Source organism: Pseudomonas sp. Irchel s3f19 (assembly GCF_900187555.1).
GTDB lineage: Bacteria > Pseudomonadota > Gammaproteobacteria > Pseudomonadales > Pseudomonadaceae > Aquipseudomonas > Aquipseudomonas capeferrum.
The window spans coordinates 179,010-203,518 of sequence record NZ_FYDW01000001.1; the positions used below are offsets into that span (position 1 = coordinate 179,010).

General features: G+C 64.0%; 19 protein-coding genes and 1 pseudogene. 10 read left to right on the forward strand and 10 right to left on the reverse strand.

Going from position 1 to position 24,509, the window contains the following annotated elements; translation table 11 throughout:
* Nucleotides 1–121: 121 nt before the first annotated feature.
* The 5 genes from CKW22_RS00855 to CKW22_RS00875 all read left to right on the forward strand — a co-directional run bounded on the left by CKW22_RS00855 (nt 122) and on the right by CKW22_RS00875 (nt 6,128).
* The gene (locus CKW22_RS00855; protein ID WP_033698961.1) at nt 122–898 is read left to right on the forward strand and encodes a ParA family protein; all 777 of its coding nucleotides are present in this window, start codon (nt 122–124) and stop codon (nt 896–898) included.
* A 125-nt stretch (nt 899–1,023) separates the two neighbouring features.
* Nucleotides 1,024–1,431, forward strand: coding sequence for a DUF2946 family protein (locus CKW22_RS00860; protein WP_047581051.1), 408 nt, complete (start codon nt 1,024–1,026; stop codon nt 1,429–1,431).
* 68 nt (nt 1,432–1,499) lie between these two features.
* Complete coding sequence (locus CKW22_RS00865; RefSeq protein ID WP_033698964.1) at nt 1,500–3,650, forward strand: TonB-dependent siderophore receptor; 2,151 nt, start codon at nt 1,500–1,502, stop codon at nt 3,648–3,650.
* 117 nt (nt 3,651–3,767) lie between these two features.
* Entirely contained in the window at nt 3,768–4,535 is a 768-nt protein-coding gene (locus CKW22_RS00870; protein ID WP_095063622.1) for a hypothetical protein, read from the forward strand.
* 255 nt (nt 4,536–4,790) lie between these two features.
* A complete protein-coding gene (locus CKW22_RS00875; protein WP_095063623.1) occupies nt 4,791–6,128 on the forward strand; it encodes an MFS transporter in 1,338 nt (445 codons plus the stop codon).
* A gap of 32 nt (nt 6,129–6,160) precedes the next feature.
* Here CKW22_RS00875 and CKW22_RS00880 read toward each other — a convergent pair whose 3' ends face one another.
* The 3 genes from CKW22_RS00880 to CKW22_RS00890 are packed head-to-tail and all read right to left on the reverse strand — an operon-like array spanning nt 6,161 to nt 11,789.
* Nucleotides 6,161–9,307 (reverse strand): CusA/CzcA family heavy metal efflux RND transporter, encoded by a 3,147-nt coding sequence (locus CKW22_RS00880; protein WP_047581057.1) that lies wholly within the window; start codon nt 9,305–9,307, stop codon nt 6,161–6,163.
* 16 nt (nt 9,308–9,323) lie between these two features.
* Nucleotides 9,324–10,523 carry an efflux RND transporter periplasmic adaptor subunit gene (locus CKW22_RS00885; RefSeq protein ID WP_033698969.1) on the reverse strand — a complete coding sequence of 400 codons (1,200 nt, stop codon included), beginning with the start codon at nt 10,521–10,523 and terminating at the stop codon, nt 9,324–9,326.
* Nucleotides 10,524–10,553: 30 nt separating this feature from the next.
* On the reverse strand, nt 10,554–11,789 hold the full coding sequence (locus CKW22_RS00890; RefSeq protein WP_371856373.1) for a TolC family protein: 1,236 nt from the start codon (nt 11,787–11,789) through the stop codon (nt 10,554–10,556).
* Nucleotides 11,790–12,013: 224 nt separating this feature from the next.
* Between CKW22_RS00890 and aroQ the strand changes: the two genes are divergently transcribed.
* Together aroQ and CKW22_RS00900 are read left to right on the forward strand one after the other, a co-directional pair.
* Nucleotides 12,014–12,463: a type II 3-dehydroquinate dehydratase gene (aroQ, locus tag CKW22_RS00895; protein ID WP_033698972.1), complete on the forward strand. Its 450-nt coding sequence runs from the start codon at nt 12,014–12,016 to the stop codon at nt 12,461–12,463.
* Entirely contained in the window at nt 12,460–13,308 is an 849-nt protein-coding gene (locus tag CKW22_RS00900; RefSeq protein WP_047581061.1) for a shikimate dehydrogenase, read from the forward strand. Before aroQ ends, CKW22_RS00900 begins: the two co-directional genes overlap by 4 nt.
* Before the next feature lie 54 nt (nt 13,309–13,362).
* Here the strand turns inward: CKW22_RS00900 and CKW22_RS00905 are convergent, their stop codons facing one another.
* On the reverse strand, nt 13,363–13,899 hold the full coding sequence (locus CKW22_RS00905; RefSeq protein ID WP_033698975.1) for a thioredoxin family protein: 537 nt from the start codon (nt 13,897–13,899) through the stop codon (nt 13,363–13,365).
* Nucleotides 13,889–14,164, reverse strand: a complete 276-nt coding sequence (locus CKW22_RS00910) for a DUF2790 domain-containing protein (RefSeq protein ID WP_095063624.1) — start codon at nt 14,162–14,164, stop codon at nt 13,889–13,891. The genes CKW22_RS00905 and CKW22_RS00910 overlap by 11 nt, the downstream gene beginning before the upstream one ends.
* Before the next feature lie 219 nt (nt 14,165–14,383).
* Between CKW22_RS00910 and CKW22_RS00915 the strand changes: the two genes are divergently transcribed.
* The 3 genes from CKW22_RS00915 (at nt 14,384) to CKW22_RS00925 (ending at nt 17,050) form a co-directional block, all read left to right on the forward strand.
* A complete protein-coding gene (locus tag CKW22_RS00915) occupies nt 14,384–15,124 on the forward strand; it encodes a response regulator (RefSeq protein WP_033698977.1) in 741 nt (246 codons plus the stop codon).
* Nucleotides 15,121–16,407: a HAMP domain-containing sensor histidine kinase gene (locus CKW22_RS00920; RefSeq protein ID WP_095063625.1), complete on the forward strand. Its 1,287-nt coding sequence runs from the start codon at nt 15,121–15,123 to the stop codon at nt 16,405–16,407. Before CKW22_RS00915 ends, CKW22_RS00920 begins: the two co-directional genes overlap by 4 nt.
* 148 nt (nt 16,408–16,555) lie before the next feature.
* Nucleotides 16,556–17,050, forward strand: a complete 495-nt coding sequence (locus CKW22_RS00925; protein ID WP_033700153.1) for a DoxX family protein — start codon at nt 16,556–16,558, stop codon at nt 17,048–17,050.
* A gap of 60 nt (nt 17,051–17,110) precedes the next feature.
* On the opposite strand, the gene CKW22_RS00930 is transcribed toward CKW22_RS00925, so the two are convergent.
* From CKW22_RS00930 to CKW22_RS00950, 5 genes and pseudogenes are all read right to left on the reverse strand, one after another.
* Nucleotides 17,111–17,821 (reverse strand): DUF2063 domain-containing protein, encoded by a 711-nt coding sequence (locus CKW22_RS00930; RefSeq protein ID WP_095063626.1) that lies wholly within the window; start codon nt 17,819–17,821, stop codon nt 17,111–17,113.
* Nucleotides 17,802–18,638: a DUF692 domain-containing protein gene (locus CKW22_RS00935; RefSeq protein ID WP_033698983.1), complete on the reverse strand. Its 837-nt coding sequence runs from the start codon at nt 18,636–18,638 to the stop codon at nt 17,802–17,804. Before CKW22_RS00935 ends, CKW22_RS00930 begins: the two co-directional genes overlap by 20 nt.
* Nucleotides 18,639–18,743: 105 nt before the next feature.
* Nucleotides 18,744–19,013: pseudogene (locus CKW22_RS00940) on the reverse strand (EF-hand domain-containing protein); the annotation flags it as partial.
* A 165-nt stretch (nt 19,014–19,178) separates the two neighbouring features.
* Nucleotides 19,179–19,739 carry a DUF4174 domain-containing protein gene (locus tag CKW22_RS00945; protein ID WP_033698985.1) on the reverse strand — a complete coding sequence of 187 codons (561 nt, stop codon included), beginning with the start codon at nt 19,737–19,739 and terminating at the stop codon, nt 19,179–19,181.
* A gap of 225 nt (nt 19,740–19,964) precedes the next feature.
* A complete protein-coding gene (locus tag CKW22_RS00950) occupies nt 19,965–24,488 on the reverse strand; it encodes an NEL-type E3 ubiquitin ligase domain-containing protein (protein WP_095063627.1) in 4,524 nt (1,507 codons plus the stop codon).
* Nucleotides 24,489–24,509: the final 21 nt, after the last annotated feature.

The following is a 24,509-nucleotide window of genomic DNA, read 5'->3' on the forward strand; positions in this document are numbered from 1 at the left end:
GCTGAACCCATACAGCCCGCTCGCCCCATGAGTTGTTACAAGCCTTGTCATAAAACTGTCGTGCTTCAGTCATAGGATTGACCCCAACCTGACATTTTCACTCTTCATGGATGAGCGTCTCATGCGTCGTGTGGTTTTCAATCAGAAAGGTGGCGTGGGCAAATCAAGCATTGCCTGCAACCTGGCGGCCGCCAGTGCCGCTGAAGGCTATCGCACCTTGCTCGTCGACCTCGACCCGCAGGCCAATGCCACCTACTACCTGACCGGGCTGGTCAATGACGCCATCCCCTCGGGCATTGCCGATTTCTTCCGCCAGACGTTGTCCCCCGCCACCGCGCACGGCAAGAAGCACCGCGTGGCCATCACCGAGACCCGCTACAGCAACTTGCACCTGATCACCGCCAGCCCTGACCTTACCGACCTGCAAAGCAAGCTGGAGAGCAAGTTCAAGATCAACAAGCTGCGCAAGCTGCTGGTGGAACTGGCCGAAGACTACGAGCGGATCTATATCGACACGCCACCGGCGCTGAACTTTTACACCTTCAGCGCGCTGGTGGCCGCCGAACGCCTGCTGATCCCGTTCGATTGCGACAGCTTCTCGCGCCAGGCGCTGCATAGCGTCATGGCCGAGGTGGAAGAACTGCGTCAGGACCATAACCCGACGCTGCAGGTGGAAGGGATTGTCGTCAATCAGTTCGCCGGGCGCACTGCACTGCATCAGACCCTGGTCGATCAATTGCGGGGGGAAGGCGTGCCGGTGCTGCCGGTGTACTTGAGCAGCTCTATCAAGATGCGCGAGTCGCATCAGGTGTCGGTACCGTTGGTGCATCTGGCGCCGCGGCACAAGTTGACGCTGGAATTTGCCGACCTGCTGGATGTGCTGGAGCGGGCGGCTTGAGCGGACCTGGAGCACACCCTACCTCGTTGCTTTAGTAGAGGACTGTGTGGGCAATTGCCTACAGACCCAGCATTTTGGGTGATCAGGGCTACCCGATCACTCATCCGGGTGATAGATTCGCCGCCATGAAAACCACCCGGCAGACCCGCACGCTGACCGCATGGACGCTCTATGCCAGCGTCCTGTTCAGCCTGTTGCTGTGCGGCCTGCACCACGGCCAGATGGGCGGCCTGCGCCTGGCTGGCCTGGAAGGTGGTTTCTGCTCGATCAGCAGTGAGCATGGCCCGGCCATCGACCTGGATCACGCCGGTGGTGACCAGCACATGGCCCAGCTCGACTGCCCGGTATGCTCCTCGTTCGGCCTGGCGGTGCCGCTTGCCCATTCCAGCTGGGCGTTCATGCCCACCCAGGCCGGGGCCAACGCGCCCATCGTCGTGCGCAGCTGGGCACAACCGCCGCCACGCTACCTACGCCCCGCCCTCAACCCCCGCGCCTCCCCCGCTGTGCTTCACGCCGCCATTCTGTTCGCCTGACCTCGACCCGGCGCGCCTCAGTGCGCGCGGGTGGTCAGCCATGACCTTTGCGTGGAAGACACGACAACATGATCCGCAATACCTCCCTGGTGCTCCTCATGGGCACTTGCACATTCGCCTGGGCCGAAACCGCCCCGCTCGAACTCAACGCCACCACCATCGATGGCGAACGCGACACCCCCTCCGGCGTACGACTGGACGAGCCGATCCGCACTGGCTCGCGCCTGGGCCTCACCGCGCGGGAAACCCCCGCGTCGGTCAGCGTCTCGGACCGCCGCCTGATCGAGGCGCGCGACGCCAAGGACAGCCAGGACGTGATCAACGCCATGACTGGCGTCAACGCCTCGGCCAACCCAGGTTACGGCGGCTTCGTCGCCTACCGGGGTTTCACCCAGAACCAGGTTACCCAGCTCTACAACGGCATCAACCTGGGCTACAGCAGTGCCACCCGGCCCGTGGATGCCTGGGTGCTCGACCGGGTCGAGCTGATTGGCGGGCCGTCATCCTTCCTGCACGGCGCAGGTGCCGTGGGCGGCTCGATCAACTACATCACCAAGCTTGCCAGCCGTGACCAGCAGACCCTCGACGGGCGCGTACGCTATGGCAGTTACGATGACTCGGAGGTGGCCTTCGGCATCAATCAGGCACTGGCCAGCAACCCCGCCGATGCCCGCCACTTCATGCGCCTGGATTTCAGCCGGGGCCAGGGCAATGGCTACATCGACCGCAACCAGCGACACAGCGACAGCCTGGCATTCTCGCTGCTGAGCGACCTGGCGCCCAACCTGACCCACACCCTGGCGCTGGAGTATCAGGAAGACCGCGAGGACAGCCCCTACTGGGGCTCGCCGATCCTGCCCGGGCGCAGCACGATGAAAATCGACAAAAGCCGCCGCTTTGAAAACTACAACGTCGCTGACGGTCGCTACGAACAGCGGGTACGCTGGCTGCGCTCGATCCTCGACTACCAGCTCAGCGACAGCACCAGCGTGCAAAATACGCTGTACCACTACAATGCCCAGCGCGACTACCGCAACGTCGAACGCTACAGCTACACCCCTGATGGCAAGGTGCAGCGCAGCAGCCCCTACCTGCAAAGCCACGACCAGAACCTGCTGGGCGATCGCATCGAGTTGCGCCATGACAACACGCTGTTCGGCTTCGCCAGCCAGTGGTCGCTGGGGCTGGAGTACTCGCGCATGCGCCAGACCCTCTACCCGACGTCGAGCAGTTGGAGCGACGTCGTCGACGCCGACCATTTCGACCCCGGCAGTTTCGACGATATCCCAGGGGTAAATGCCGGGCTGACCAAACAGCGCCGCCACGAAGTCACCAACCGCGCGGTGTTCGCCGAAAACCGCCTGCAACTGACCGATCGCCTGGCCTTGCTGACTGCCCTGCGCTACGACTACCTGGACATGCAAGTGACCAACTATGGCGCGGTCTCGCCGACTTCGCCGGCGTTCTTCGAGCGCCGCTGGGAGCCGCTTTCCGGGCGCATCGGCCTGACCTACGCGCTGACCCCCACCGCCAGCGTATACGCCCAGTACAGCAGCTCTGCGGATTTGCCGGCCGGTTCGCTGGCGGCGGCGACCTATTCCAACGTGGGCTTGTTCGACCTGTCCAAAGGCGAGCAATGGGAAGTCGGCAGCAAGTTCGACTTCCTCGACGGCCGCGCCGCCGCCACCCTGGCGCTGTACCAGATCGTGCGCAAGGACTTTGCCGTGCGCGACTCCAACGATGCCAACCTGACGGTGCAGGCCGGCCAGCAGACCTCGCGCGGTGTCGAGCTGTCCGGGCGGTTGCAGGTGACCCCCAAGCTGCTAGCCGAGGCCAACTACGCCTACGTCGATGCGCAGTACGATGCGTTCAACGAAGCAGTCAACGGGGTATCGGTATCGCGCAAGGGCAATGCCCCGGTCAATGTCCCGGCCAACGTCGGCAACCTGTGGCTGACCTACAGCTTCACCCAGGCGTGGTCGGCAGGGGTCGATGGGCGCTACGTGGGCTCGGTCTATGCCGACAACGCCAACACCCTCAAGGCACCGGCCTACACGCTGTTCGGCGCTTTCGCGCGCTACCGGCTGGATGAGTACACCACGGTCACCGGGCGGGTGCGCAACCTGACCGACGAGGTGTATGCCAAGCAGGCCTACAGCAGCCAGTACTACATGGGTGCCCCGCGCACCTTCGAGCTGGCGCTGGATATGCGCTTCTGACCAACCGGCTCTGGCGCGGGGGTTACCTCGCGACAGGGCCGCCAGTGATAAGCTTCCACCTTCATGATCAGCCGGCTCACGAAGACACCCGGCTACCGCTTCAGCAAGGACGTTCACGTGTACAAGACACTGCCCCCCGCGCTTCTCGGCGCGGCCCTGATTACCTTGATTGGGTGCCAATCGTCCCCTTCCGCCGACCGACCGGCAGACGTCGATCCGCAAGCCCTGAAAACGTTCACCGTCAACATGCAGCAAGCCTTGCAGCGGAGCATCGCCCTCGCCCCAACCGGCGAGCAGATGGGCGCCGTAACGCTACAGGTCACCTTCGACCGGCAAAGCGCGCCGGTCGCCTGCAACGCCGAAAAAGCCCCGTTCAAGTATGGCGCGCTGCTGCCTGCCGATGTAACGCCCACCGACCATCAGGCGCTGGCGAGCCTGGTCGAAGCCCTGTGCTGGAAGACCATCTACCCCGTCGTACCGGCGGCGTTGTACAACGACGATGAAACCGTCGAAGTGCGGGCGCCGATCATCGTCCAGCTGCCTCGCGCGGTTCAGGCCCCCGGCACCGCCCGCTACCGGGCCATTGCCCAACGCGAGTACTTCTGGCAACAACTGCTGCGCGATCTGCCGGTCACCAGCATCGGCAAGGCCTCGGTGTTCTACCAGGCCAACGCACAAGGCAAGGTCGACGGCTGCCTGGTGCAGCTTTCCCCCAACCCGCTGCGCGAGGACGCCTTCCGCCTGGACGGCAACCTGCAGGCGCAACTCAACAGCCGTTGCATGAAGCTCGACCTGAGCAAGATGCCAGGCTTCAGCAGCAACGAGCAGGGCAAGGCCGAAGGCTACAGCGAAGTCGACTATGCCCCGTGGATGGTTGGTTTGTAGGAGCGGCCTTGCGTCGCGAAAGGGTCGTGCAGCGGCCCCAGGTTGTGTGGCGCAGCAAAAATCGCCGGGGCCGCTGCGCGACCCTTTCGCGACGCAAGGCCGCTCCTACAGAACGGTTGAAACAGGTATCCCGATGTCGCCCTCGACGAAGCACCCGCAGGCGCTCGCCGCTCTACTGGACAGCACAACAATGATGACGCGGCCCGACCGTGTCACGTTCATTCAGGCTGCCAATGGAAACCGGAGAGCATCCGCATGTCCGCACCTCATGAGGTATCCCCCGCCACCCTGCGCCGGGTAATCGCCGCCTCGGCCATCGGCAACTTCGTCGAGTGGTTCGACTTCGCCGTCTATGGCTTTCTCGCAACCCTTATCGCCAGCCAGTTCTTCGCCAGTGAAGATGCCAGCGTGGCCTTGCTCAAGACCTTCGCCGTGTTTGCCGTGGCGTTTGCCCTGCGCCCGCTGGGCGGGATCGTGTTCGGCGCGCTGGGCGACCGCCTTGGGCGCAAGCGCATTCTGTCGCTGACCATCTTGTTGATGGCCGGCTCCACCACCTTGATCGGTTTGCTGCCGACCTATGCCAGCATTGGCCTCGCGGCCCCCGTCCTGCTAACCCTGGCCCGTTGCCTGCAAGGCTTCTCGGCAGGCGGCGAGTACGCCGGTGCCTGTGCCTACCTGATGGAACATGCGCCCAACGACAAGCGCGCGTTCTACGGCAGCTTCGTGCCGGTCTCGACCTTTTCCGCCTTTGCCTGCGCGGCGGTGATCGCCTATGGCCTGGAAGCAAGCCTGACGGCCGAGGCCATGAGCAGCTGGGGCTGGCGCGTGCCCTTCCTGATCGCCGCCCCGCTGGGGTTGGTGGGCCTGTACCTGCGCTGGCGCATGGAGGAGACCCCGGCGTTCCGCGAAGCCGTGGCACAGGGCAAAGAACATGAGCATTCACCGCTCAAGGAGACCCTGCGCAACCATGGCCGGGCCATCCGCAACCTGGGGGCGTTCATCTCGCTGACGGCGCTGTCGTTCTATATGTTCACCACCTACTTTGCCACCTACCTGCAGCTGGTCGGCAACCTGACCCGCGCCCAGTCGCTGCTGGTAACCACCGTGGCCTTGCTGTTCGCCGCCGTCGGCTGCCCGCTGGCTGGGGCGTTTTCCGACCGGGTGGGGCGGCGCAGGACCATTGGCTTTACCTGCCTGTGGGTGATGATCTGCGTGTTCCCTGCGTATTGGCTGGCCAGTTCCGGTTCGCTGTTCGGGGCGCTTCTGGGGGTGATTCTGCTGGCAGTGGGTGCGCTGTGCAGTGGCGTGGTGACCGCGGCATTACTGTCGGAAAGCTTCCCGACGCGAACCCGCTACACCGCCTCGGCGATCACCTACAACGTCGCGTATACGCTGTTTGGCGGCACTGCGCCATTGGTCGCTACCTGGTTGATCGGGCAGACCGGCAGCAGCCTGGCACCGGCATTCTACCTGGTGGTGATTGCACTGGTGGCGCTGGTGGGCGGGTTGGCGCTGCCGGAGACGTCGCGGATTTCTCTGCATGATGAGGCAGGCGTCGACGGCGTGCAGATTACAGCGCGTAGTAACGTTTGAGCTTATGGGGCCGCCCTGCGGCCCCGGCATTCTCAGCCTTCTTGCTCCTCATCGCGCCGATACGCCCACTGGTACAACGCCGGCAGCACCAGTAACGTCAACGCCGTCGACGACAGGATCCCGCCAATCACCACGGTCGCCAGCGGCCGCTGCACTTCTGCTCCGGTCCCGGTCGCCAACGCCATCGGAATGAACCCCAGCGATGCCACCAGCGCGGTCATCAGCACTGGCCGCAAGCGCGTCAGCGCGCCCTCTTCGACCGCCGTGCGCAAAGAACGCCCTTCCTCGCGCAGGCTGCGGATAAAGGCGATCATCACCAGGCCATTGAGCACCGCCACCCCCGACAGGGCGATAAATCCCACCCCGGCCGAAATGGACATCGGGATATCCCGCAGCCACAACGCCAGTACCCCCCCGGTCAAGGCAAACGGGATACCGGTGAACACCAGCAAGCCATCCTTGAGGTTGTTGAACATCATCAGCAGCAGCGCCAGCACCAGCAGCAAGGCCACCGGCACCACCACCTGCAAACGCTCGGCCGCCGACTGCAACTGCTCGAACTGGCCACCCCAGCGCGTCCAGTAACCGGGCGGGATCTGTACCTGCTCGATCAGGGCCTGTTCGGCCTGGCGCACAAACGATCCAAGGTCGCGCCCGCGCACGTTGGCACTGACCACCACCACGCGCTTGCCATCCTCACGGCTGACCTGGTTCGGCCCCAGCTGCAGGTTCAGTGAGGCCACCTGCGACAGCGGGATGAAGCCGATCTGGGCAGCACCGGCTGCGCTGCTGGCCGGTACCGGAATCAACAGACCGGAAAGCCCGTCGACATCGGTGCGCAAGGCCTCGGACAGCCGCACCACCATGTCGAAACGCCGGTCGCCCTCATACAACGTGCCGGCCGTGCGCCCGCCCACGGCAATGGCGATGGCGTCCTGCACGTCGCCCACGTTCAGGCCATACCGGGCAGCCTTGTCGCGGTCGATGTCAATGGTCAGCACCGGCAAGCCCGTGGTCTGCTCGACCTTCACCTCAGAAGCACCTGGTACGTTCTGCAGGCTGCTGGCGACCTCTGCGGCGGTACGGTTAAGCACGTCCATGTCATCGCCGAAGATCTTCACCGCCACATCACTGCGCACGCCCGAAATCAGTTCGTTGAAGCGCAACTGGATCGGTTGCGACAACTCGTAGTTGCTGCCCGGCACACTGGCGGCGGCGCGCTGCACCTCGGCAATCAATGCTTCACGCGATTTACCCGGGTCAGCCCATTGCGCATGCGGGCGCAACATGACGTAGGCATCGGAGATGTTCGGCGGCATCGGGTCGGAGGCGATTTCGGCGGTACCGGTACGGGCAAACACGCGCTCCACCTCCGGGACCTGGGCAATGATCGCCCGTTCCAGGCGCTGCTGCATGTCCACCGACTGCGTCAGGCTGGTGCCTGGCACACGCAGGGCTTGCAGGGCGAAGTCGCCCTCGCTGAGGCTGGGGATGAACTCGCTGCCCATGCGGCTGGCCATCACCCCGGACAACAGCACCAGCACCGCCGCCGCACTGAACGCCAGCTTGCGGCGGCCCAGTACCCAGCCCAGCACCGGTGCATAGCGCTGGCGCGAGGTGCGCATGACCAGGCCTTCTTCTTCCTTGACCTTGCCGGTCACGAACAGCGCAATTGCTGCGGGCACGAAGGTCACCGAAAGGATCATCGCGCCCAGCAGGGCAATGACCACGGTGAAGGCCATAGGGTGGAACATCTTGCCTTCGACCCCGGTCAGGGCAAAGATCGGCAGGTACACCACCATGATGATCAACTGCCCGTAGATCAGCGGGCGGCGTGCTTCACGGGCGGCGGCGAACACCTCGTGGAAGCGCTCGGCACGGGTCAGCATGCGGCCATGGCGTTGCTGCGCGTGGGCCAGGCGGCGAATGGCGTTTTCGACGATCACTACCGCGCCATCGACGATGATGCCGAAGTCCAGCGCGCCAAGGCTCATGAGGTTGGCGCTGACCTTGTTGCTGAACATGCCGGTGAAGGTGAACAGCATCGACAACGGGATGACCATGGCGGTAATCAGCGCGGCGCGGATGTTGCCCAGGAACAGAAACAACACGGCGATGACCAGGATCGCGCCTTCGATGAGGTTTTTCTTTACCGTGGCGATGGCTTTTTCGACCAGGTTGGTACGGTCATACACGGTGACCGCAACCACCCCCTTGGGCAGGTTGCGGTTGATCTCGACCAATTTGGCCGCAACCGCCTGGGAGACCGTGCGGCTGTTCTCGCCGATCAGCATGAACACCGTGCCCAATACCACCTCCCGGCCATTTTCGGTCGCCGCCCCCGCGCGTAGCTCTTGGCCGAGGCTAACCTGGGCGACATGGCTGACGCGTATGGGGGTGCCATCGACGCTGGAAATAACGATGTTGGCGATGTCTTCGGCGGAGTCCACCTGGCCCGGTGCGCGAATCAGCAACTGCTCGCCATTGCGCTCGATATACCCAGCACCGACGTTGGCATTGTTGCGCTCCAGCGCCGCGATCAGGTCATTGAGGGTGAGTTTGTAGGCGGCCAGGCGCTTGAGCTCGGGCGCGATCAGGTACTGCTTGGCATGGCCACCGATGCTGTTGACCTCGGCCACCCCGGGCACGTTGCGCAACTGCGGCTTGATGATCCAGTCCTGGATGACCCGCAGATCGGTCTGGGTGTAGGGCGTACCGTCGTCCTTGAGCGCGCCCTCCTCGGCCTCGACGGTCCACAGGAAGATCTCCCCCAGTCCGGTGGAAATCGGCCCCATGCCCGCCTCGATGCCCTCGGGCAACTGCTCCCGCGCCACTTGCAGGCGCTCATTGACCAGTTGCCGGGCGAAGAACAGGTCGGTGCCATCAGCGAAGATCACCGTGACCTGGGACAAACCCGAACGTGACAACGAACGGGTCTGCTTCAGGCCAGGCAGGCCGGCCATGGCCGTCTCGATGGCAAAGGTGATGCGCTGCTCGGTCTCAAGCGGCGAGTAGCCGGGCGCGGCGGTATTGATCTGCACCTGGACGTTGGTGATGTCCGGGACTGCATCGATCGGCAGTTGCTGGTAGCTGTGAATACCCACTGCGGCCATCAACAGCACGGCAAGCATCACCACCAGGCGCTGCTCGATGGCGAATTGGATCAGACGTTCGAACATGGGTGCGTTCCCGGTTTCAATGGCTGTGCTCGGCAGAACCTTTGCCAAGCTCCGACTTGAGGACGAAGCTGCCGGCGGTGGCAACCTGGGTGCCTGCCGCCAGCCCGGCGGTGACTTCCACCTGGCCTGCGTCGCGCCGGCCGGTCTGCACCGGGCGCGCTTCGAAGCCTTGCTCGGTGCGGACAAACACCACGGTTTGCGCTTCCCAGGTCTGCAGAGCGCTTTCCGGCACCACCACGGCGGCGCCGGCGCGCTCGACGCTGACCGCGATGTTCACGAACAGCCCAGGGCGCCAGGCGCCATTGGGGTTGGCCAGGGTGGCACGCACGGTGGCGGCGCGGTTCTGCTCACCGAGCAGGCTGCCGACATAGTTGACCTTGCCCTCGACCTCGGCCCCCAGGTCCGGTGCACTGACCGTGACGCTGCGGCCGGTGACCACTCTGTTCAAATCGCGCGGGGCCACGGCGAACGTCGCCCAGACACGGCCGAGGTCGGACAAGGTGAACGCATTGCTGGTCTCGTCGACCACCTCGCCCACGGTCAGGTGCTTTTCCACCACCACCGCATCGAAGGGGGCACGCAGCTCATAGCGGTTGCCGGCGCCGGCCGGGCCGACTGCCGCGACCTTCTGCCGGGCGTTTGCCAAGGCGATCTCGGCCTCTTGCAACGCCTGTCGAGCCTGCAGGTAATCTTGTTCGGCACTGATGCGTTCCTGCCACAGCTGTTGTTCGCGCTGGAAGGTCAGGCGTGCCAGCTCCAGGCGGCGCTGCGCGGCCTGTTGTTCGCTGCGCAGGTCGGAAATCTGCTGGCTGGCGATCACCGCCAGTACCTGGCCGCGCTTCACCGCCTGGCCAAGGTCAGCCTGCACCGACTCCACCACGCCAGGTACACGGGGTACGACGTGGGCGGTGCGGTCTTCATCGAAGCGAATTTCACCCGGGAAGTTGATGGCGGTGCCCAGCTCACGGGGGCCGGCCGCCGCCAACTGCACGCCTGCCGCCTCGATCTGGGCGTCGGACAGGTGCAGTTGGCCCGCCTCGTCTTCGTGGTCTTCGCCGGCCTGTTCATCAGCGTGGCCGTGGCTGTCTTCGCCATGCCCGTCATGTTGGGCTTCGCCGCTGCTGGCCTGGCCGAGGTTGCCGGTCCAGGCCAGGCCACCGAGGCCAAGCACGGCCAAGGCGACAACCAGCATGGCAATCTTGCGTGGGTTATCCATTGTTGCTCCTGCTGTAGGATTTTTTGCGAATCACAAACTGCCTTCGAGGTCGCCATAGACCCGCTCGAGCTGGGCCCGCGCATCGGTCGCCGCGGCCAATGCAGCCAGATAGAGCCCGCGCGCCTCGATCAACGTGCGCTGGGCATCGAGCACATCGAGGAAGGCGAACTTGCCCATCTCGAAGCCGCGGGTGGCGGTGTCCACTGCCTGCTGCGCCGAGGGCAGGATGGTGCGGTCGTAGGCCTGCACCTCCTGCATGGCCGTGGCCCACTGGCTGAGGGCGCTGCGGGTTTCACTGCGCAAGCGCAGCTCGACAGCATTGCGCAGGTCACGTGCCTGGTCGGCCCGGCGCGCGGCCACCAGCACGTTGCCCTGGTTGCGGTCGAACAACGGCAGGGGCATGGACAGCCCGACCACATTGACCCGCTCCCTGTCCTCGCGGCTGTACTGGCTGCCAAGGCTGACGGTGAGGTCGGGGATGCGTTGGGCTTTTTCCGAACCCAGCGACGCTTCGCCGCGTTCGACCTGCGCCGCTGCCAGGCGCCACTCGGCGGTTTGCTCGACCTTGTCGAGCAGGGCCTCGGCCGTGGGCGCGGCACCCGGCGACAGCTTGGCGGCCTGCAGGTGGTCGAAGGTCGCCAGCGGGCTACCTGTCAGCCGCGCCAAGGCCTGGTAGGCCACGCTGCGCTGCGAAGCGGCGCGGCCTACCTCAGACTGTGCCTGGGCCAGTTGAACCTGGGCGCGCGTAGCCTCCACCGGCGAAGCCTGGCCGGCCGTAACACGCCCTTGCACCACACGCAGCCCACGCTCGGTCAGCGCCTGCGACTGCTGCGCGAGTTCCAGCGCCGTTTGCGCACGCAGCGCCGTGTGAAAGGCCTGTACCACATCGGCGCGCAAGCCATTGCGCTGTCGCTCCAGCTCAAGCTGGGCGATGGCCTTCCCGGTGGTGGCCACGGCGACGCGCGCCCCGCGCTTGCCACCCAGTTCAAATGGCTGGCTCAGGGTGATGGTCGTAGTGCGGGTATCGCGGCGAGTGTCCTCGGCCTCCCAGGACAGCTCCGGGTTGGGCAGCAAACCCGCCTGGCGCCGCTCGCCCTCGGCGACACCCACTTCACGGCCGGCGGCGGCGAGTTCCGGGTTTTGCGCAAAAGCGGCGGCCAGCGCTTCAGGCAGGCTCAGACCGGCACTGGCCTGGGCACTGCCGATGGCCGCCAATAGCAGGCTGAGCAAGGCGATCTTGCGGGGGATGGCATGGGTGCGGGGCACGAAACAGGTCCTCGTCGGCGAGCGTTGGCGAGGGACTGTAGGGTGGCGTGCTTATCGGGGTGGTGGCGGCAACATTACAATTCTGTCATCCGAAGAATGCCGGCCATGGCGCAAAACGTCCGGTTATCGCCCACTATCCGGCCGCAGCGGCTCCATGCAATTGACGAAACTAACCAGGTGGTACAAATATAAGCGCAACCAAAAACAACAAAGCGATGCCTGTCATGAAGCCCCTTATTCTTGTGCTGAACGGCCCTAACCTGAACATGCTGGGCACCCGCGAGCCTACCCAGTATGGTCGCGAAACCCTCGCCGACCTCGCCCAGGGCTGCGCCGACAGCGCCCACAACCTGGGCCTGGATATCGAATTTCGCCAGACCAACCACGAGGGCGAACTGATCGACTGGATCCACGCGGCCCGTGGCCGCTGCGCCGGTATCCTGATCAACCCCGGCGCCTGGACCCACACCTCGGTGGCCATCCGCGACGCCCTGGTTGCCAGTGAACTGCCGGTCATCGAGGTGCACCTGTCGAACGTGCACAAACGCGAACCCTTCCGCCACCTGTCGTTCGTCTCGTCGATTGCCGTTGGCGTGATCTGCGGCCTAGGCAGCCATGGCTACCGCCTGGCCCTGAGCCATTTCGCAGACATGCTGCGGGAGCAGGCAGCATGAGCAAACAAGCCATCCTCGCCGGCCTGATCGGCCGTGGCATCCAGCTGTCACGCACCCCGGCGCTGCACGAGCACGAAGGCGACGCTCAGGCGCTGCGCTACCTCTATCGCCTGATCGATGCCGATCAGTTGCAGTTGGACGACAGCGCCCTGCCCGGCCTGCTCGATGCCGCACAGCACACCGGGTTCACCGGGCTCAACATCACCTACCCGTTCAAGCAGGCGATTCTGCCGCTGCTCGACGACCTGTCGGATGAAGCGCGCGGGATCGGCGCGGTGAACACCGTGGTGCTCAAGGACGGCAAGCGGGTTGGCCACAATACCGACTGCCTGGGTTTTGCCGAAGGCATGCGCCGCGGCTTGCCAGATGTGGCACGCCGGCAGGTGGTGCAGATGGGAGCTGGTGGCGCCGGTTCAGCGGTGGCCCATGCCCTGTTGGGTGGCGGCGTGGAACAGCTGGTGCTGTTCGAGGTGGACACTGCGCGGGCGCAAGCACTGGTCGACAACCTCAACGCGCACTTCGGCGCAGGCCGAGCAGTGGTCGGTACAGACTTGAGCGCGGCAGTGGCCGAGGCAGACGGGTTGGTCAATACCACGCCAGTGGGCATGGCCAAGCTGCCGGGGACGCCGTTGCCGGTGGCGCTGCTGCACGCACGTTTATGGGTGGCGGAGATCATCTACTTCCCGCTGGAAACCGAACTGTTGCGGGCAGCGCGAGCGCTGGGCTGCCGTACGCTGGACGGCAGCAACATGGCGGTGTTCCAGGCGGTCAAGGCGTTCGAACTGTTCAGCGGGCGCGAGGCCGATGCGGGGCGGATGCAGGCCCACTTTGCCAGTTTTAGCTGAACCGGCATCGGCACTTTCGCGGGTTTGCCCCGCGAAAGTGCCGGCACAGGCCGATCAAGCCTTTTCATCCAGCAATGCCTGTATCACCTGTTCCTGCGCGCCATAGTCCCCCTCGCCAAAATGCACATGGCGTACCTGCCCTTTGCGGTCGACAAAATAATGCGCCGGCCAGAACTGGTTGCCCCATGCATTCCACACCTGATGGTCGTTGTCCACTGCCACGGGGTAAGCGATCCCCAGCATGGCCACCTTGTCGCGCAAGGTTGCAACATCATGCTCGTAATCGTATTCAGGCGTATGCACGCCCACCACGACCAGGCCCTGGTCGGCGTAGCGCCGTGCCCAGTCATTCACATGCGGCAGGCTGCGCTGGCAGTTGATGCAGTCCCAGGTCCAGAAGTCCACCAGCACCACCTTGCCTTTGAGTGCCGGCGCATCCAGTGGCGGGGAGTTCAGCCACTGGCTGGCGCCCACCAGCGAAGGCATGGCGCCGTAACTGTCGCCTGCATTCAGGTAACCGGCCAGGCCCAGGCTTGTCAGCGCCAGCGCCAGGCCGCCCACCTTCAGCGCCAGGCGCCGATCAATTCTCATGGCAGCCGCCGGTGGCGTAGGAGCGGTATTCCACGCTCTGCTGCTGCCCTTTGGAGTCGAGATAGTCCATGCGGGTGTTGACCAGGCCGCAGGTGTTGCTTTGATCACCCTGCACCGACAAGACTTTCTTCACATCCAGGTGATCACCGTAACGGTACTGCATGACACTGGCATCGTTCATCGGCGCCATGGCGGCCTGGGCGGTCAAGGCGCCGAAGCTGAGCACGGCAAGCAGGCTGGCGCTGGCAATGGATTTGAGGTTCATGGCAACTCTCCTGTGGAACGCTGGGGGTGGGGAGGATTGCTCCCCGGTCGAGAGCCATTACACGTCCGCCAGGTATCCCGTATGTGTCACCTGAGCCTGTGATCTGCTTCCTCCTGTATCTGTACCCGCAGCAGATACACTGCAATACAAAGCCCCGCAGGCAAGCCCGATAACGCTCGGTACACTGCGCCCACACCCTTCCACACAGGTACGCTGCGCATGGAACACGTCGATCACATCCTGATCGTCGACGACGACCGCGAGATCCGCGAACTGGTCGGCAACTACCTGAAGAAGAACGGCCTGCGCACCAGCATCGTCGCCGATGGCCGGCAGATGCGCGCCTTTCTCGAAGCCAACAGCGTCGACCTGATCGTCCTCGACATCATGATGCCCGGCGACGATGGCTTGTTGCTGTGCCGTGAACTGCGCGCCAGCAAGCACCGCAACACGCCGGTGCTGATGCTGACTGCGCGCAACGATGAAACCGACCGCATCATCGGCCTGGAGATGGGCGCCGACGACTACCTGACCAAACCGTTCTCCGCACGCGAACTGCTGGCCCGCATCAATGCCGTGCTGCGCCGCACGCGCATGCTGCCGCCCAACCTGACCATCAGTGAAAGCAGCCGCCTGCTTGCCTTCGGCCCGTGGCGCCTGGACACCACCGCACGCCACCTGCTCGACAGCGAAGATACCCTGGTGGCCCTGAGCGGCGCCGAGTATCGGCTGTTGCGGGTATTCCTCGACCACCCGCAGCGGGTACTCAGCCGCGAACAACTGCTCAACCTGACCCAGGGCCGCGAGGCGGACATCTTCGACCGCTCCATAGACCTGCTGGTCAGCCGCCTGCGCCAGCGCCTGGGGGACGACGCCCGCGAACCTGCCTGCATCAAGACCGTGCGCAGCGAAGGCTATGTGTTCTCACTGCCGGTGCAACTGCTCGAGTCGCCCTCATGAAATGGCCACGGACCCTGGCCTCGCGCCTGGCGCTGATCTTCTTCACGGGCCTGGTGCTGGCCTATGGGCTTTCGTTCGGCCTGCAAGCCTATGAACGCTACATCAGCAGCCGTTCGATGATGCTCAGCAACCTGGAGCAGGACGTCGCCACGTCGGTGGCCATCCTCGACCGCCTGCCCGCAGCCGAACGCGCTGCCTGGCTGCCACGCCTGGAACGGCGCACCTACCGCTACCACCTTGACCAGGGCCTGCAAGGCCAGGCGATGCCGACCAGCGACCCGCCCATGGCCGCCGAGTCGATCGTCAAGGCCATCGGCGACGACTATCGCCTTACGTTCCAGGAGATCCCTGGCCCGAATGCGCACTTTCAGGTGCACTTGACCCTGGCCGACGGCGCACCCCTGACCCTCGACGTCACCCCGGCAAGCGTACCGGTGGCCCGCTGGCTGCCTGTGGTGCTGCTGATCCAGCTGGCCTTGCTGTTGCTGTGCACCTGGCTGGCAGTGCGCCTGGCCATCGGCCCGCTCACCCGCCTGTCGCAGGCGGTGGACAACCTCGACCCGGACAAGCCCGGTGTACAACTGGACGAAAGCGGCCCACGCGAAGTGAAGTACGCCGCCGTCGCCTTCAATGCCTTGCAAGCGCGCATCGCGGCCTACCTCAAGGAGCGCATGCAGCTGCTGGCAGCGATTTCCCACGACCTGCAAACCCCCATCACCCGCATGAAGCTGCGCGTCGAAGTGATGGACGATGGGGTCGAGAAAGACAAGCTGTGGCATGACCTGAGTGCCATGGAGCACCTGGTACGCGAAGGTGTGGCGTATGCCCGCAGCATGGACATCAACACCGAGGCCCCGTGCCGGATCAACCTCGGCGCGTTCCTCGACAGCCTGGTGTTCGATTACCAGGACAGCGGCGCCCAGGTCGAACGCCACGGCAACGCCGATGGCCTGTTGGAAACCCGCCCGCATGCACTGCGCAGGGTGCTGGTCAACCTGGTGGACAATGCCCTCAAGTTCGCTGGCAAAGCACAACTGGAGATCAGCCGTGAACAGGGCTGCACCCGAATTCGGGTACTCGATGACGGCCCCGGTATCCCGGACGATGAGCTCAATGAGGTGCTCAAGCCCTTTTACCGGGTAGAAAGCTCGCGCAACCGCAGTACCGGGGGCACAGGGCTGGGGTTGGCGATTGCTCAGCAATTGACCCAGGCCATGGGCGGGCGCTTGACCCTGAGCAATCGCCAAGGCGGCGGACTGTGTGCAGAAATCGAGCTGCGGTGAGTTCGGGCCCTACTCGTGGCTTACACAACCGATAGCTACAGTCCGATACACACTGACGCATCCACCGACACACTGCCGATACGCCACCGCTACACACTCCTGGCCACACAATGGCACACCAGGAGTTACAGCGATGAAACCGCTAAGCATGACGGCAATCACCCACGCGTTCACCCGTATCGACCGTATCGGCAGCTGGAGCGCCGACCTGCCCCTGCGGCTGTTTCTGGCCTGGGAGTTCTTCGAGTCTGGCTGGGAGAAATTCACCGGCTACAACTGGTTCGGTCACCTGCAGTCGAACTTGCCGTTTCCCTTCAGCGCACTGCCGGCAGAACTGAACTGGCAACTCTCGATGTGGGCCGAATTGGTGCTGCCTGTGCTTCTGCTGCTTGGCCTGGGTACGCGGCTGGCCTCGGCCGGGCTTATGGTCGTTACTGTGGTGGCCATCGCGGCGGTGCACTGGCCGGCACAGTGGTCGGGCCTTGGGGAGCTGGCACAGGGGTATGCGATCACCGACCAGGGCTTTGGCAACTTCAAGTTGCCAGTGATCTACTTGGTGGCATTGCTGCCACTGCTGCTCCAGGGCGCCGGCCGTCTGAGCCTTGACCATTGGCTCCGGGCACGGCTCGCGGCCAGAGGCTGAATAGCAATGAAATGATTATTCAGGATAGGTTGGTAACCCCAACCCTATCCCCTGCCTGCCTCAGCCTGCCCCGACAACCGTACCGATAACAACCCCTTGCGCGCGCAAGCTTTCCAGCAGTGCCAAGCCCTGCCCCTGGTCCGCTGCCAGTGCTTGCAGGCGCTCCCGCCCCGTGCCCCCCACCTCGGCCAGCAAGCGATAGGCCATGGGCGCCAGACGGGCGAAGCGCACCTGCAACCCGACATCTCGGTAGACCAGCAGCAACGTGGGCGCCTCAGGCGCCGCCTGCGGCTGATAGCCAGGGCCGATACGCTCGACAGGCCAACGGTAAGCCAACACCCTGGCCATGCACGACAGCAGCGGCTCGCCCTGCAGCAGGTCCCCCTGCGGATCATGCGCCGGGTCCTGGGCATCGCTCAGGTACAGCTGGGCTTCGACCCACTCGTAGTGGGCGAGCTCCAGCTGCCACGGAGCATCGAGCTCGACACCCTGGAGGTAGTCGATGAACGTCTCGGCGATTTCGGTGAACAAAGGTGTCTGGCTGCGGTAGTTGGCATAAAAATCACGCACCCGGGCATGCCAGTGCGGCTCGCCCAGGGTTTGCCGCATCACCGGGAAGCTGCCGGCCAACAGACCCTCGATGGTGTCATAGAACAGTTCACGGTAAACCTTCAAGCGGCGCGCTTCGATGCCAGGCGGTGGGGCATGCCGGGCCGGATCGCGCAAATGCCGCGCCAGTGTGTACTGCTGTTCACGCAACACTTCGCGCATGCGCCACCTCCTGCTGCACAGCACGCATGCGGGCGAGCTCGTCGAGCAGTTCGACCAATGGCGGGTAATTGAAGTCACGCTCAAGCACCGTCGGCTTGGCACCGAAACACTTGCAGGCCATCGCGAACAACGACCACACATCTTCTTTTACCGGTGCTCCGTGGGTATCGACCTTGAGGTCGGGGGCCTCATCGTAGTGACCCGCCACATGCATGCCGATGACCCTCGCCTGTGGCAACCCCTGAAGGAACGCCTGCGCATCGTAAGCATGGTTGCACGCGTTGACGAACACGTTGTTGACGTCCAGCAGCAGGTCGCAATCAGCCTCGTCGAGCACCGCACGGATGAAATCCAACTCGCTCATCGCCTGGTAAGGCGCTGCGTAGTAGCTGATGTTTTCCACGGCGATGCGCCGCTGCAGGTGGTCCTGGGCCTGTCGGATCCTGGCGGCAACGTGATGTACCGCCTCTTCGGTGAAAGGCATCGGCAACAGGTCATAAAGGTGGCCGTCATCGCTGCAGTAACTCAAGTGTTCGCTGTACAGGCGTACCTGGTAGCGATCGAGGAAGTCACGGGTCTGGTCCAGAAAGCTTCGATCAAGCGGCAGGCTGCCGCCAAGGGACAGGGACAGGCCATGGCAGGCCAGGGCAAAGCGTTCGGTCAGTTGCGCCAAGCCTCGGCCATAGGCACCGCCGACAGCGATCCAGTTTTCCGGCGCACATTCGAGAAAGTCCACTGCGCCCTCTTCAAGGGTCAACAACTCGGGCATCAGGCCACGGCGCAGGCCAAGGCCTGTAAACAAGCGAGAGGTAGTCATCGATAAGTCTCCGCAACATGCACAACGCCCCACCTGACCAGCAGGCGGGGCGTTGTGGCATTTCAAAGATTGAAGTCAGGACTTACCGGTCACCTTGGCATCACCCGCCTTGCCAGCGGCGCCACATTTACCTTCACCGCATTTACCTTCGCCCTCGCTGGCCTTCTTGTCGCCACCGCATTTGCCTTCACCTTGGCTGGCCTTGTTGCTGCCCCCGCACTTGCCTTCGCCACATTTGCCCTCGCCGGCAACCTTAGCCGAAGCCAGTTGATAACCCTGGGACAGGGGCTCGAGAGCGAACGCGCTGCTGCCAAAGGCCATGCTGCCGAGCAGTGCGGCGCCGAGCAGGCCGAGGGTGTTCCGTGCATGAGTCATGGTGTTGCTCCACTGTGGTTGGGGTGTGGAGCCATTAGGCCGCGTGGGTGTGTCGGGGATGTATCGCCGATGTCCGAATTTTGTACAGAAATGGGTCTGCAGCCGTGCAGGATACAGTGCGATACAGAGCGCCCGCCCCTGCGGCCAGGGAGCGGGCGAAGGCGATCAGTCCTCCAGCGGTTTGGGCGGTGCAGCTGGCTTGGCCGGCTTGACCGGTTTGGCCGGTTTGCTGTCCTTGCCCTTGGCTTCAGGCGCTGCCGCGACAGGCTCCGGCGCCGTCACGGCCTTCTCGCTCGCCGGCAGTTCATCGACCGCCTTGAGGATGGCCTGCGGGTCGATCGGCTCGCCGGTCGCGTCATCCTTGAGCATGTGCCGTTCACCGTCCTTGCCCACCAGGATCACCTTGGTACCCGCGCTCGCGCCGAGCTTGAGCTCGCGGATCAGGGCCATGGTGGTCTGCTGCTCGAGGTTCTTGTCCTCGCGCTTGCCCACCATTTTGGCCACGCTGTACAGCACCAGGCTGCGCTCCTTGAAGGCCGCCTGAATGGCAGGGTCTTCCAGTGCTTTATTCAACCCGCGCAGTGTCGGGTCGGCTGTACTGGGGGCGATGATCACCAAAGGCCGTGCCTTGCCCAACTCCTTGGCCAAAGGCGCGTCGCTGTCTGCGGCGAACAGTGGGCTGGTGACGGCGAGCAAGGTGGCGAGGGTCAGTGACCGAACGAGCATACACATCTCCTTAATATCTCGATAAACCAATGACTGCAGATCACGGAGAAAAATCCGACCTGGAGCCTAAACCACTTCAAACACCCGGTGTGTCAGGGAAAAGTAACGGGCAATTTCCAGCCATGCGTCAGAACAGGATGACGGCCTTTACCGAACACGCCGCCCTGTCACTGAGCATAGTCCAAAGCCGCTGCAGACACGGCTGTGCCCTGCCAGTCGGGGCCATTACACATCGATACCCGCATCCGTGGGCCCGGCTTCGAGTGCCGCCAGCGTCATGTCGAGCATCAGCCCCCGCCGTGCTGCGCGCTGTTCGCCAAGTATGGCATCGGACTGTGCCTGTCTGGTCCCGTCGGTCAGCGCCTCATCATCGAGTACGCTGTCGAGCCGGCGCCGGAACGGCCTGTCGACTTGCGCGAAACGTTCCGGGTGAGTGCGTTCCAGGTGCGCCTGCCAGAAGGTTCGGTCCACCAGCGAACGGGCGACCTGCTCTTGCGTCTCGGCCTCAAGCACTTGCGCTTCGACCCGTGCAAGGTGCGCCTCAGTCACCCCTGCCAGTGGCCGAAAACTCATGTCTCCCACTTGAATGGGCAAGCCCAGACGATCACGCAATCCAAGGCGATAGGCGAGCCCCACCTCGCTTTCATCCGGGTTGCCACCGCGATCAAGAATGTCGCGCACGGCAAGGCGGTCGACTTCATCCAGACGCCACAAACGCCGACCCAACGCCAGCAAGGCATGCTCCGTATTACCTTGCGCATCCGCACGGGCTTGCCACACCAGCACATTCAACTCAAGGTTGCTGAGGCACCAGGTAGCGCCATCCTGACAACCCCACTCGTCGTTGGCGATGTCCAACAATGCCTGACGCAGAGCTGGCTCCTTGGACATCGCCTGCAGCACAGCCAGTACCCGCTGCGCGAGTGCCTGGGGATTGATGTGAAAATCCGCAGACTGCAGCAACTGCTGCAGCACGCGAAAGAAACGCTCTGCAGGCTCGCCTACATCCACCGCCTCCCATGCAGCGATCAGCAGGCCACGGTGCTGCGGACCGACAGCATCCCCCCAAACCTCCCGGCTACGGACAAACTGTTCTCGCAGCAAGGCCTCGTCCAGCGGCACGAGAGGTGCCATGAACGAAGCCTGCAGACGCACCAGCTCGTCGCCTTCCAGCGGATTGCCGGCCAACCTGGTGCGCCGCCGAACCCCGGGCGGCAGCTGATAGAACCAGTGGGGGATCTGGGTAATGCGGTTTTCACGCATATCCATGAGAACCAGGTTTGAACGGCTGGCCATACCATGGGGAAAATGCGTCAGGCCAGTGTTGCGCAAGTTCAACCAGCGCAGCGTAGTCAACCCACTCAGGGTAAAGGTGCGCCCCAATGGGTTGTGGGACAGGTCGATGTACTCCAAGTTTGTGGCGCTTGCCAAGGTAGCCGCCTGGCTGGTGCTCAACACGATTCGGTTGTTGGTCAGGGTAAGCTGACGCAAGTACGGTAGCTGCAACAAGGGCTGCGGCAATTGAGTCAGGAGGTTCCCGCCCAGGTCCAGCATGCTCAGGCGCGAGAAGGCGAGCAGGAAACTCGCAGGAACGTCTCGAAGTTCCAAGCGCAGCAGGGACAGATCGGAAACATGAGCGAAGCTGACCTGGGCCGGTATTTCCGGCAGCCCTTCAGGGTTCATGTTGTACAAGACCATGCGATAGTTGTGGTCGGTGTTGAGGTGGGCTTGCCCGGCGTCGGTGGTGCGCTGCCAACAATCGATCAGCGTGTCGCGCAAGCAGGCCCGGTCCTCCCTGGTTTCACCTACGGCCTCCCTAACCCATGCGTCCAGGCTGTTGCGCAGCGCCCTGTACTCTGTGCGCAGCGCGGCCAGTACCGCATCCAGCTGTCGACCCGAGCGCCGCACATTGTCGGTCCATGCCGCCACCTGCTCATCACTGAACGACGGAAACAGGTCACGCACCGCCGCCCCCAGCGCCCGCTCGGGCCGTCCAGGGCCACCCGAGTTGCTGCCGCCCAAGGGGTAGCCCAAACGGCCATCAGCCAATCGCTGCGGTGGCCGGAAAAAGCCCAGGCGCGGTACACCCAGCAGGCCTTCGACTTCAGCGTGCCGTCGCATGGCCTCACGCGCCAGCGTGACCCTCAGGTTATGGGCGAAAGGCTCGTTCACCTGCATGGCCGCGCGCTGATGCGGTGCATAGGCAGCAGTCATCACCTCGAACAACTCACCGGCCTGACCGTGCGGTACGCCTTGCGAATCGAGCAATTGGAAGGCGCCACGCTGGTGCAAGAGATCGAAACCGTGGGTGCCCTCCTCAACCGATGACAGCAGTGGCCCACCGCGCTGGCCTTCGAAAAGACGCCAGCGTACACCTTGGCCAGCGCCAGGCAGGTACTTGAGCAACCCCAGTACCACTCGTGCCAGGTCGGCGTTCTGTGGGGTATCCAGGGTCAACGCTTCAAGCACTCGAACCCTGCGGATGTCCGAGACACTGCGCCTGGCCGCTTCGGCCAGGTTCAATGGCACGCGACCGCTTTGCATCAACCGCCGCCGATCATCCCCGTTGGCTGCCGCCAGCAGCGCTCGTGCGGCACGCGAATGCAGCCCCGGAAACACCTTGCGCAGCAAGACAGAACCGGGCGTGTCGCGGGGCTGCACGGCCTCATACAACTGCCCCAGCAAGTGCCTGCGCTGGGCCCATGCCAGTTCGGCCAACGCCTGGTCTGACGCACCGGAGGCACCTTGCAGGCGCCGGGCATGCTGGAGCACGGCGAAATCCTCAACCTGCTCACCCGCGCGCAAATGGCTGACCACCTGGCGGATCCGCCAGTCAAGCCTGGAGCGCTCGGCGCTGTCGAGCATCCCAGGCTCCGGCGCACGCCCGTAAATATGCAGCGCCCGCAGGTGATCGGCGTTGAGTTCATGAAAGCCCAGCACCTGGTCGATCTGCTCGTCACTCATGCTGTCCAGCGGTGCGCCAAGACGGCGGAACATGCGGTAGGTGTCGTCCCATTGCGCGGGCTGCTCGGTCCATACCCGCCAGGCGCCAGCGCCGTTGTGGCGTAGCGCAGGCCCGTTGCCACCGCGTGGGCGAAGTTGCCATTGGCCATCGCCAGCCGGCTCGACCACAGGGTAGTGATGCCCGTCCATTTCGACCCAGGCCTGGCCACCGTAGCGCCGAATACCCAAGGCGTCCTGGGCCGCCGCACTGCTCGGCGCGATGCTGCGATACGCTGCCAGGTCCTGCTGCCAGAGCTTGGTGCTACCGTCTTCAAGCCGCGCAGGCACCATCGCATCGACCACCGCCGAACGTGCCCACAGCCGCTTGGTCAGCGAGACGCCCGCCGCCGTGGCCGCGACAATTGCAAGGTCGGTGGCGACGTGGGTCAGGTGATCAAGTGCCTGTTGGGTGTCACCGTCATGCAGGGCCTCGATAGCGTGGTAGACCTCGCCCAGCAACTCCCATACGGTCACCGCGAGCATGACCAGCCCCAAGCCCGGTACAAAGAACGACGCCAGGTTGAGCAGCGCCCACCCTTCTGCGGCCAGCCGTTCGTCATGGGCACGCTGAAGCTCGCGATCAAGCCGAGCCACCGGCACCGCGATCATCGCTGCGTCCTCCTTGATCTGGCGGATGCGCGCCTGCGCCAGGCTGTTGAACAGCGGTGACGGATACGCCTGCAAATACGGTTTAAGGTCAAAACTGGCCCAGTCTGGAAGGTCGTCAAAAGCCGGCACTACCCTGGCGAAAAATGCCTGGCTGTCGCGCCTGAGCACGAAACGGCTGAAGAACCGTTGATACGTCTTGAGGCGCAGGCGATGGCCCAGCGCGCGGTTAAGGTCATCGAGGCTGTCGAATGCACTCCAGGCCGCCACCGGGTCACCCGGCACATGCATCAACAACCGCCGAGTAGTGTTGAACAGGGGCCCTTGATCGATCACTTCGAGCACCACGACCTGCTCAATGGCGCACCCGAGCAGCCTCAGTTGCCTGGCCACCACCAGGTCACCTGCCAGGCGCAACAGCTTGCCCTCAAGGCACATGCTCACCAACAGTTTCAGGTCGCTGGCATCGAGCACCTCTTCTTGCCTGGCCTTGTACCCGTCCACCAACATGGCATAGCGGATTGCATCGACCAGCAGCGACTCGATGCGTTTTGGGTTCTCGTCGGGCTTGAGGATGGCATCCAGATGACGCTGATAGCCCTCGCCCAGGTCCAGCTCGCGGCACAATGCGGCAAAGGCGATGGCGGTGGGGAGGTTGTGGGTGCCTGCACGCGGTACCAGCAGCCGGTTGCCGACAGGCTGGCCGCCCGTGCTGGCCTGTTCGGCAGTGAAGTTACGCAGTACCACCTCGAGCAATGGTTTTTCTTCGTACACCACCTCGGTGAGGTGGGCCCCAACGGGTTGAGCGTTGATTACCGGCTCACGGCGCCCTTCGAGAAACGTCAGCCGGCGTGGATTGCCCGTGACGCCATAGCGCTCGGTGAGCGCGTTCTGCAGCGCTGATACGACGAAATGATCGATCCCGTCGATGCGCGCCAGCAGCGCGCCCAGTTGCTGACGGCACTCAAGGCTCTTGGCCAGTGCGCGACTGATCTCCGGCAGCTGCTCAACCGGCGCCTGGCGCAGCCAGCGGGGCAAGCGCTGGCCGATGATGTCATCCTGAAACGCCTCGCTGTCGCGCTGCAGCGTGTCCAGATGCGGCAAGCCTGACTCGACATCATTGCCTACGGTAGTGCCCATGCTCAAAGCCTCCTGTTCAGT

Coding starts and splice junctions, on each gene's coding strand:
- CKW22_RS00875 (WP_095063623.1), top strand. CDS start 4,791: ATGTCCGCACCTCATGAGGTATCCCCCGCCACCCTGCGCCGGGTAATC.
- CKW22_RS00915 (WP_033698977.1), top strand. CDS start 14,384: ATGGAACACGTCGATCACATCCTGATCGTCGACGACGACCGCGAGATC.
- CKW22_RS00905 (WP_033698975.1), bottom strand. CDS start 13,899: ATGAGAATTGATCGGCGCCTGGCGCTGAAGGTGGGCGGCCTGGCGCTG.
- aroQ (WP_033698972.1), top strand. CDS start 12,014: ATGAAGCCCCTTATTCTTGTGCTGAACGGCCCTAACCTGAACATGCTG.
- CKW22_RS00900 (WP_047581061.1), top strand. CDS start 12,460: ATGAGCAAACAAGCCATCCTCGCCGGCCTGATCGGCCGTGGCATCCAG.
- CKW22_RS00860 (WP_047581051.1), top strand. CDS start 1,024: ATGAAAACCACCCGGCAGACCCGCACGCTGACCGCATGGACGCTCTAT.
- CKW22_RS00920 (WP_095063625.1), top strand. CDS start 15,121: ATGAAATGGCCACGGACCCTGGCCTCGCGCCTGGCGCTGATCTTCTTC.
- CKW22_RS00950 (WP_095063627.1), bottom strand. CDS start 24,488: ATGGGCACTACCGTAGGCAATGATGTCGAGTCAGGCTTGCCGCATCTG.
- CKW22_RS00910 (WP_095063624.1), bottom strand. CDS start 14,164: ATGAACCTCAAATCCATTGCCAGCGCCAGCCTGCTTGCCGTGCTCAGC.
- CKW22_RS00945 (WP_033698985.1), bottom strand. CDS start 19,739: ATGCTCGTTCGGTCACTGACCCTCGCCACCTTGCTCGCCGTCACCAGC.
- CKW22_RS00880 (WP_047581057.1), bottom strand. CDS start 9,307: ATGTTCGAACGTCTGATCCAATTCGCCATCGAGCAGCGCCTGGTGGTG.
- CKW22_RS00855 (WP_033698961.1), top strand. CDS start 122: ATGCGTCGTGTGGTTTTCAATCAGAAAGGTGGCGTGGGCAAATCAAGC.
- CKW22_RS00865 (WP_033698964.1), top strand. CDS start 1,500: ATGATCCGCAATACCTCCCTGGTGCTCCTCATGGGCACTTGCACATTC.
- CKW22_RS00885 (WP_033698969.1), bottom strand. CDS start 10,523: ATGGATAACCCACGCAAGATTGCCATGCTGGTTGTCGCCTTGGCCGTG.
- CKW22_RS00925 (WP_033700153.1), top strand. CDS start 16,556: ATGACGGCAATCACCCACGCGTTCACCCGTATCGACCGTATCGGCAGC.
- CKW22_RS00935 (WP_033698983.1), bottom strand. CDS start 18,638: ATGACTACCTCTCGCTTGTTTACAGGCCTTGGCCTGCGCCGTGGCCTG.
- CKW22_RS00930 (WP_095063626.1), bottom strand. CDS start 17,821: ATGCGCGAAGTGTTGCGTGAACAGCAGTACACACTGGCGCGGCATTTG.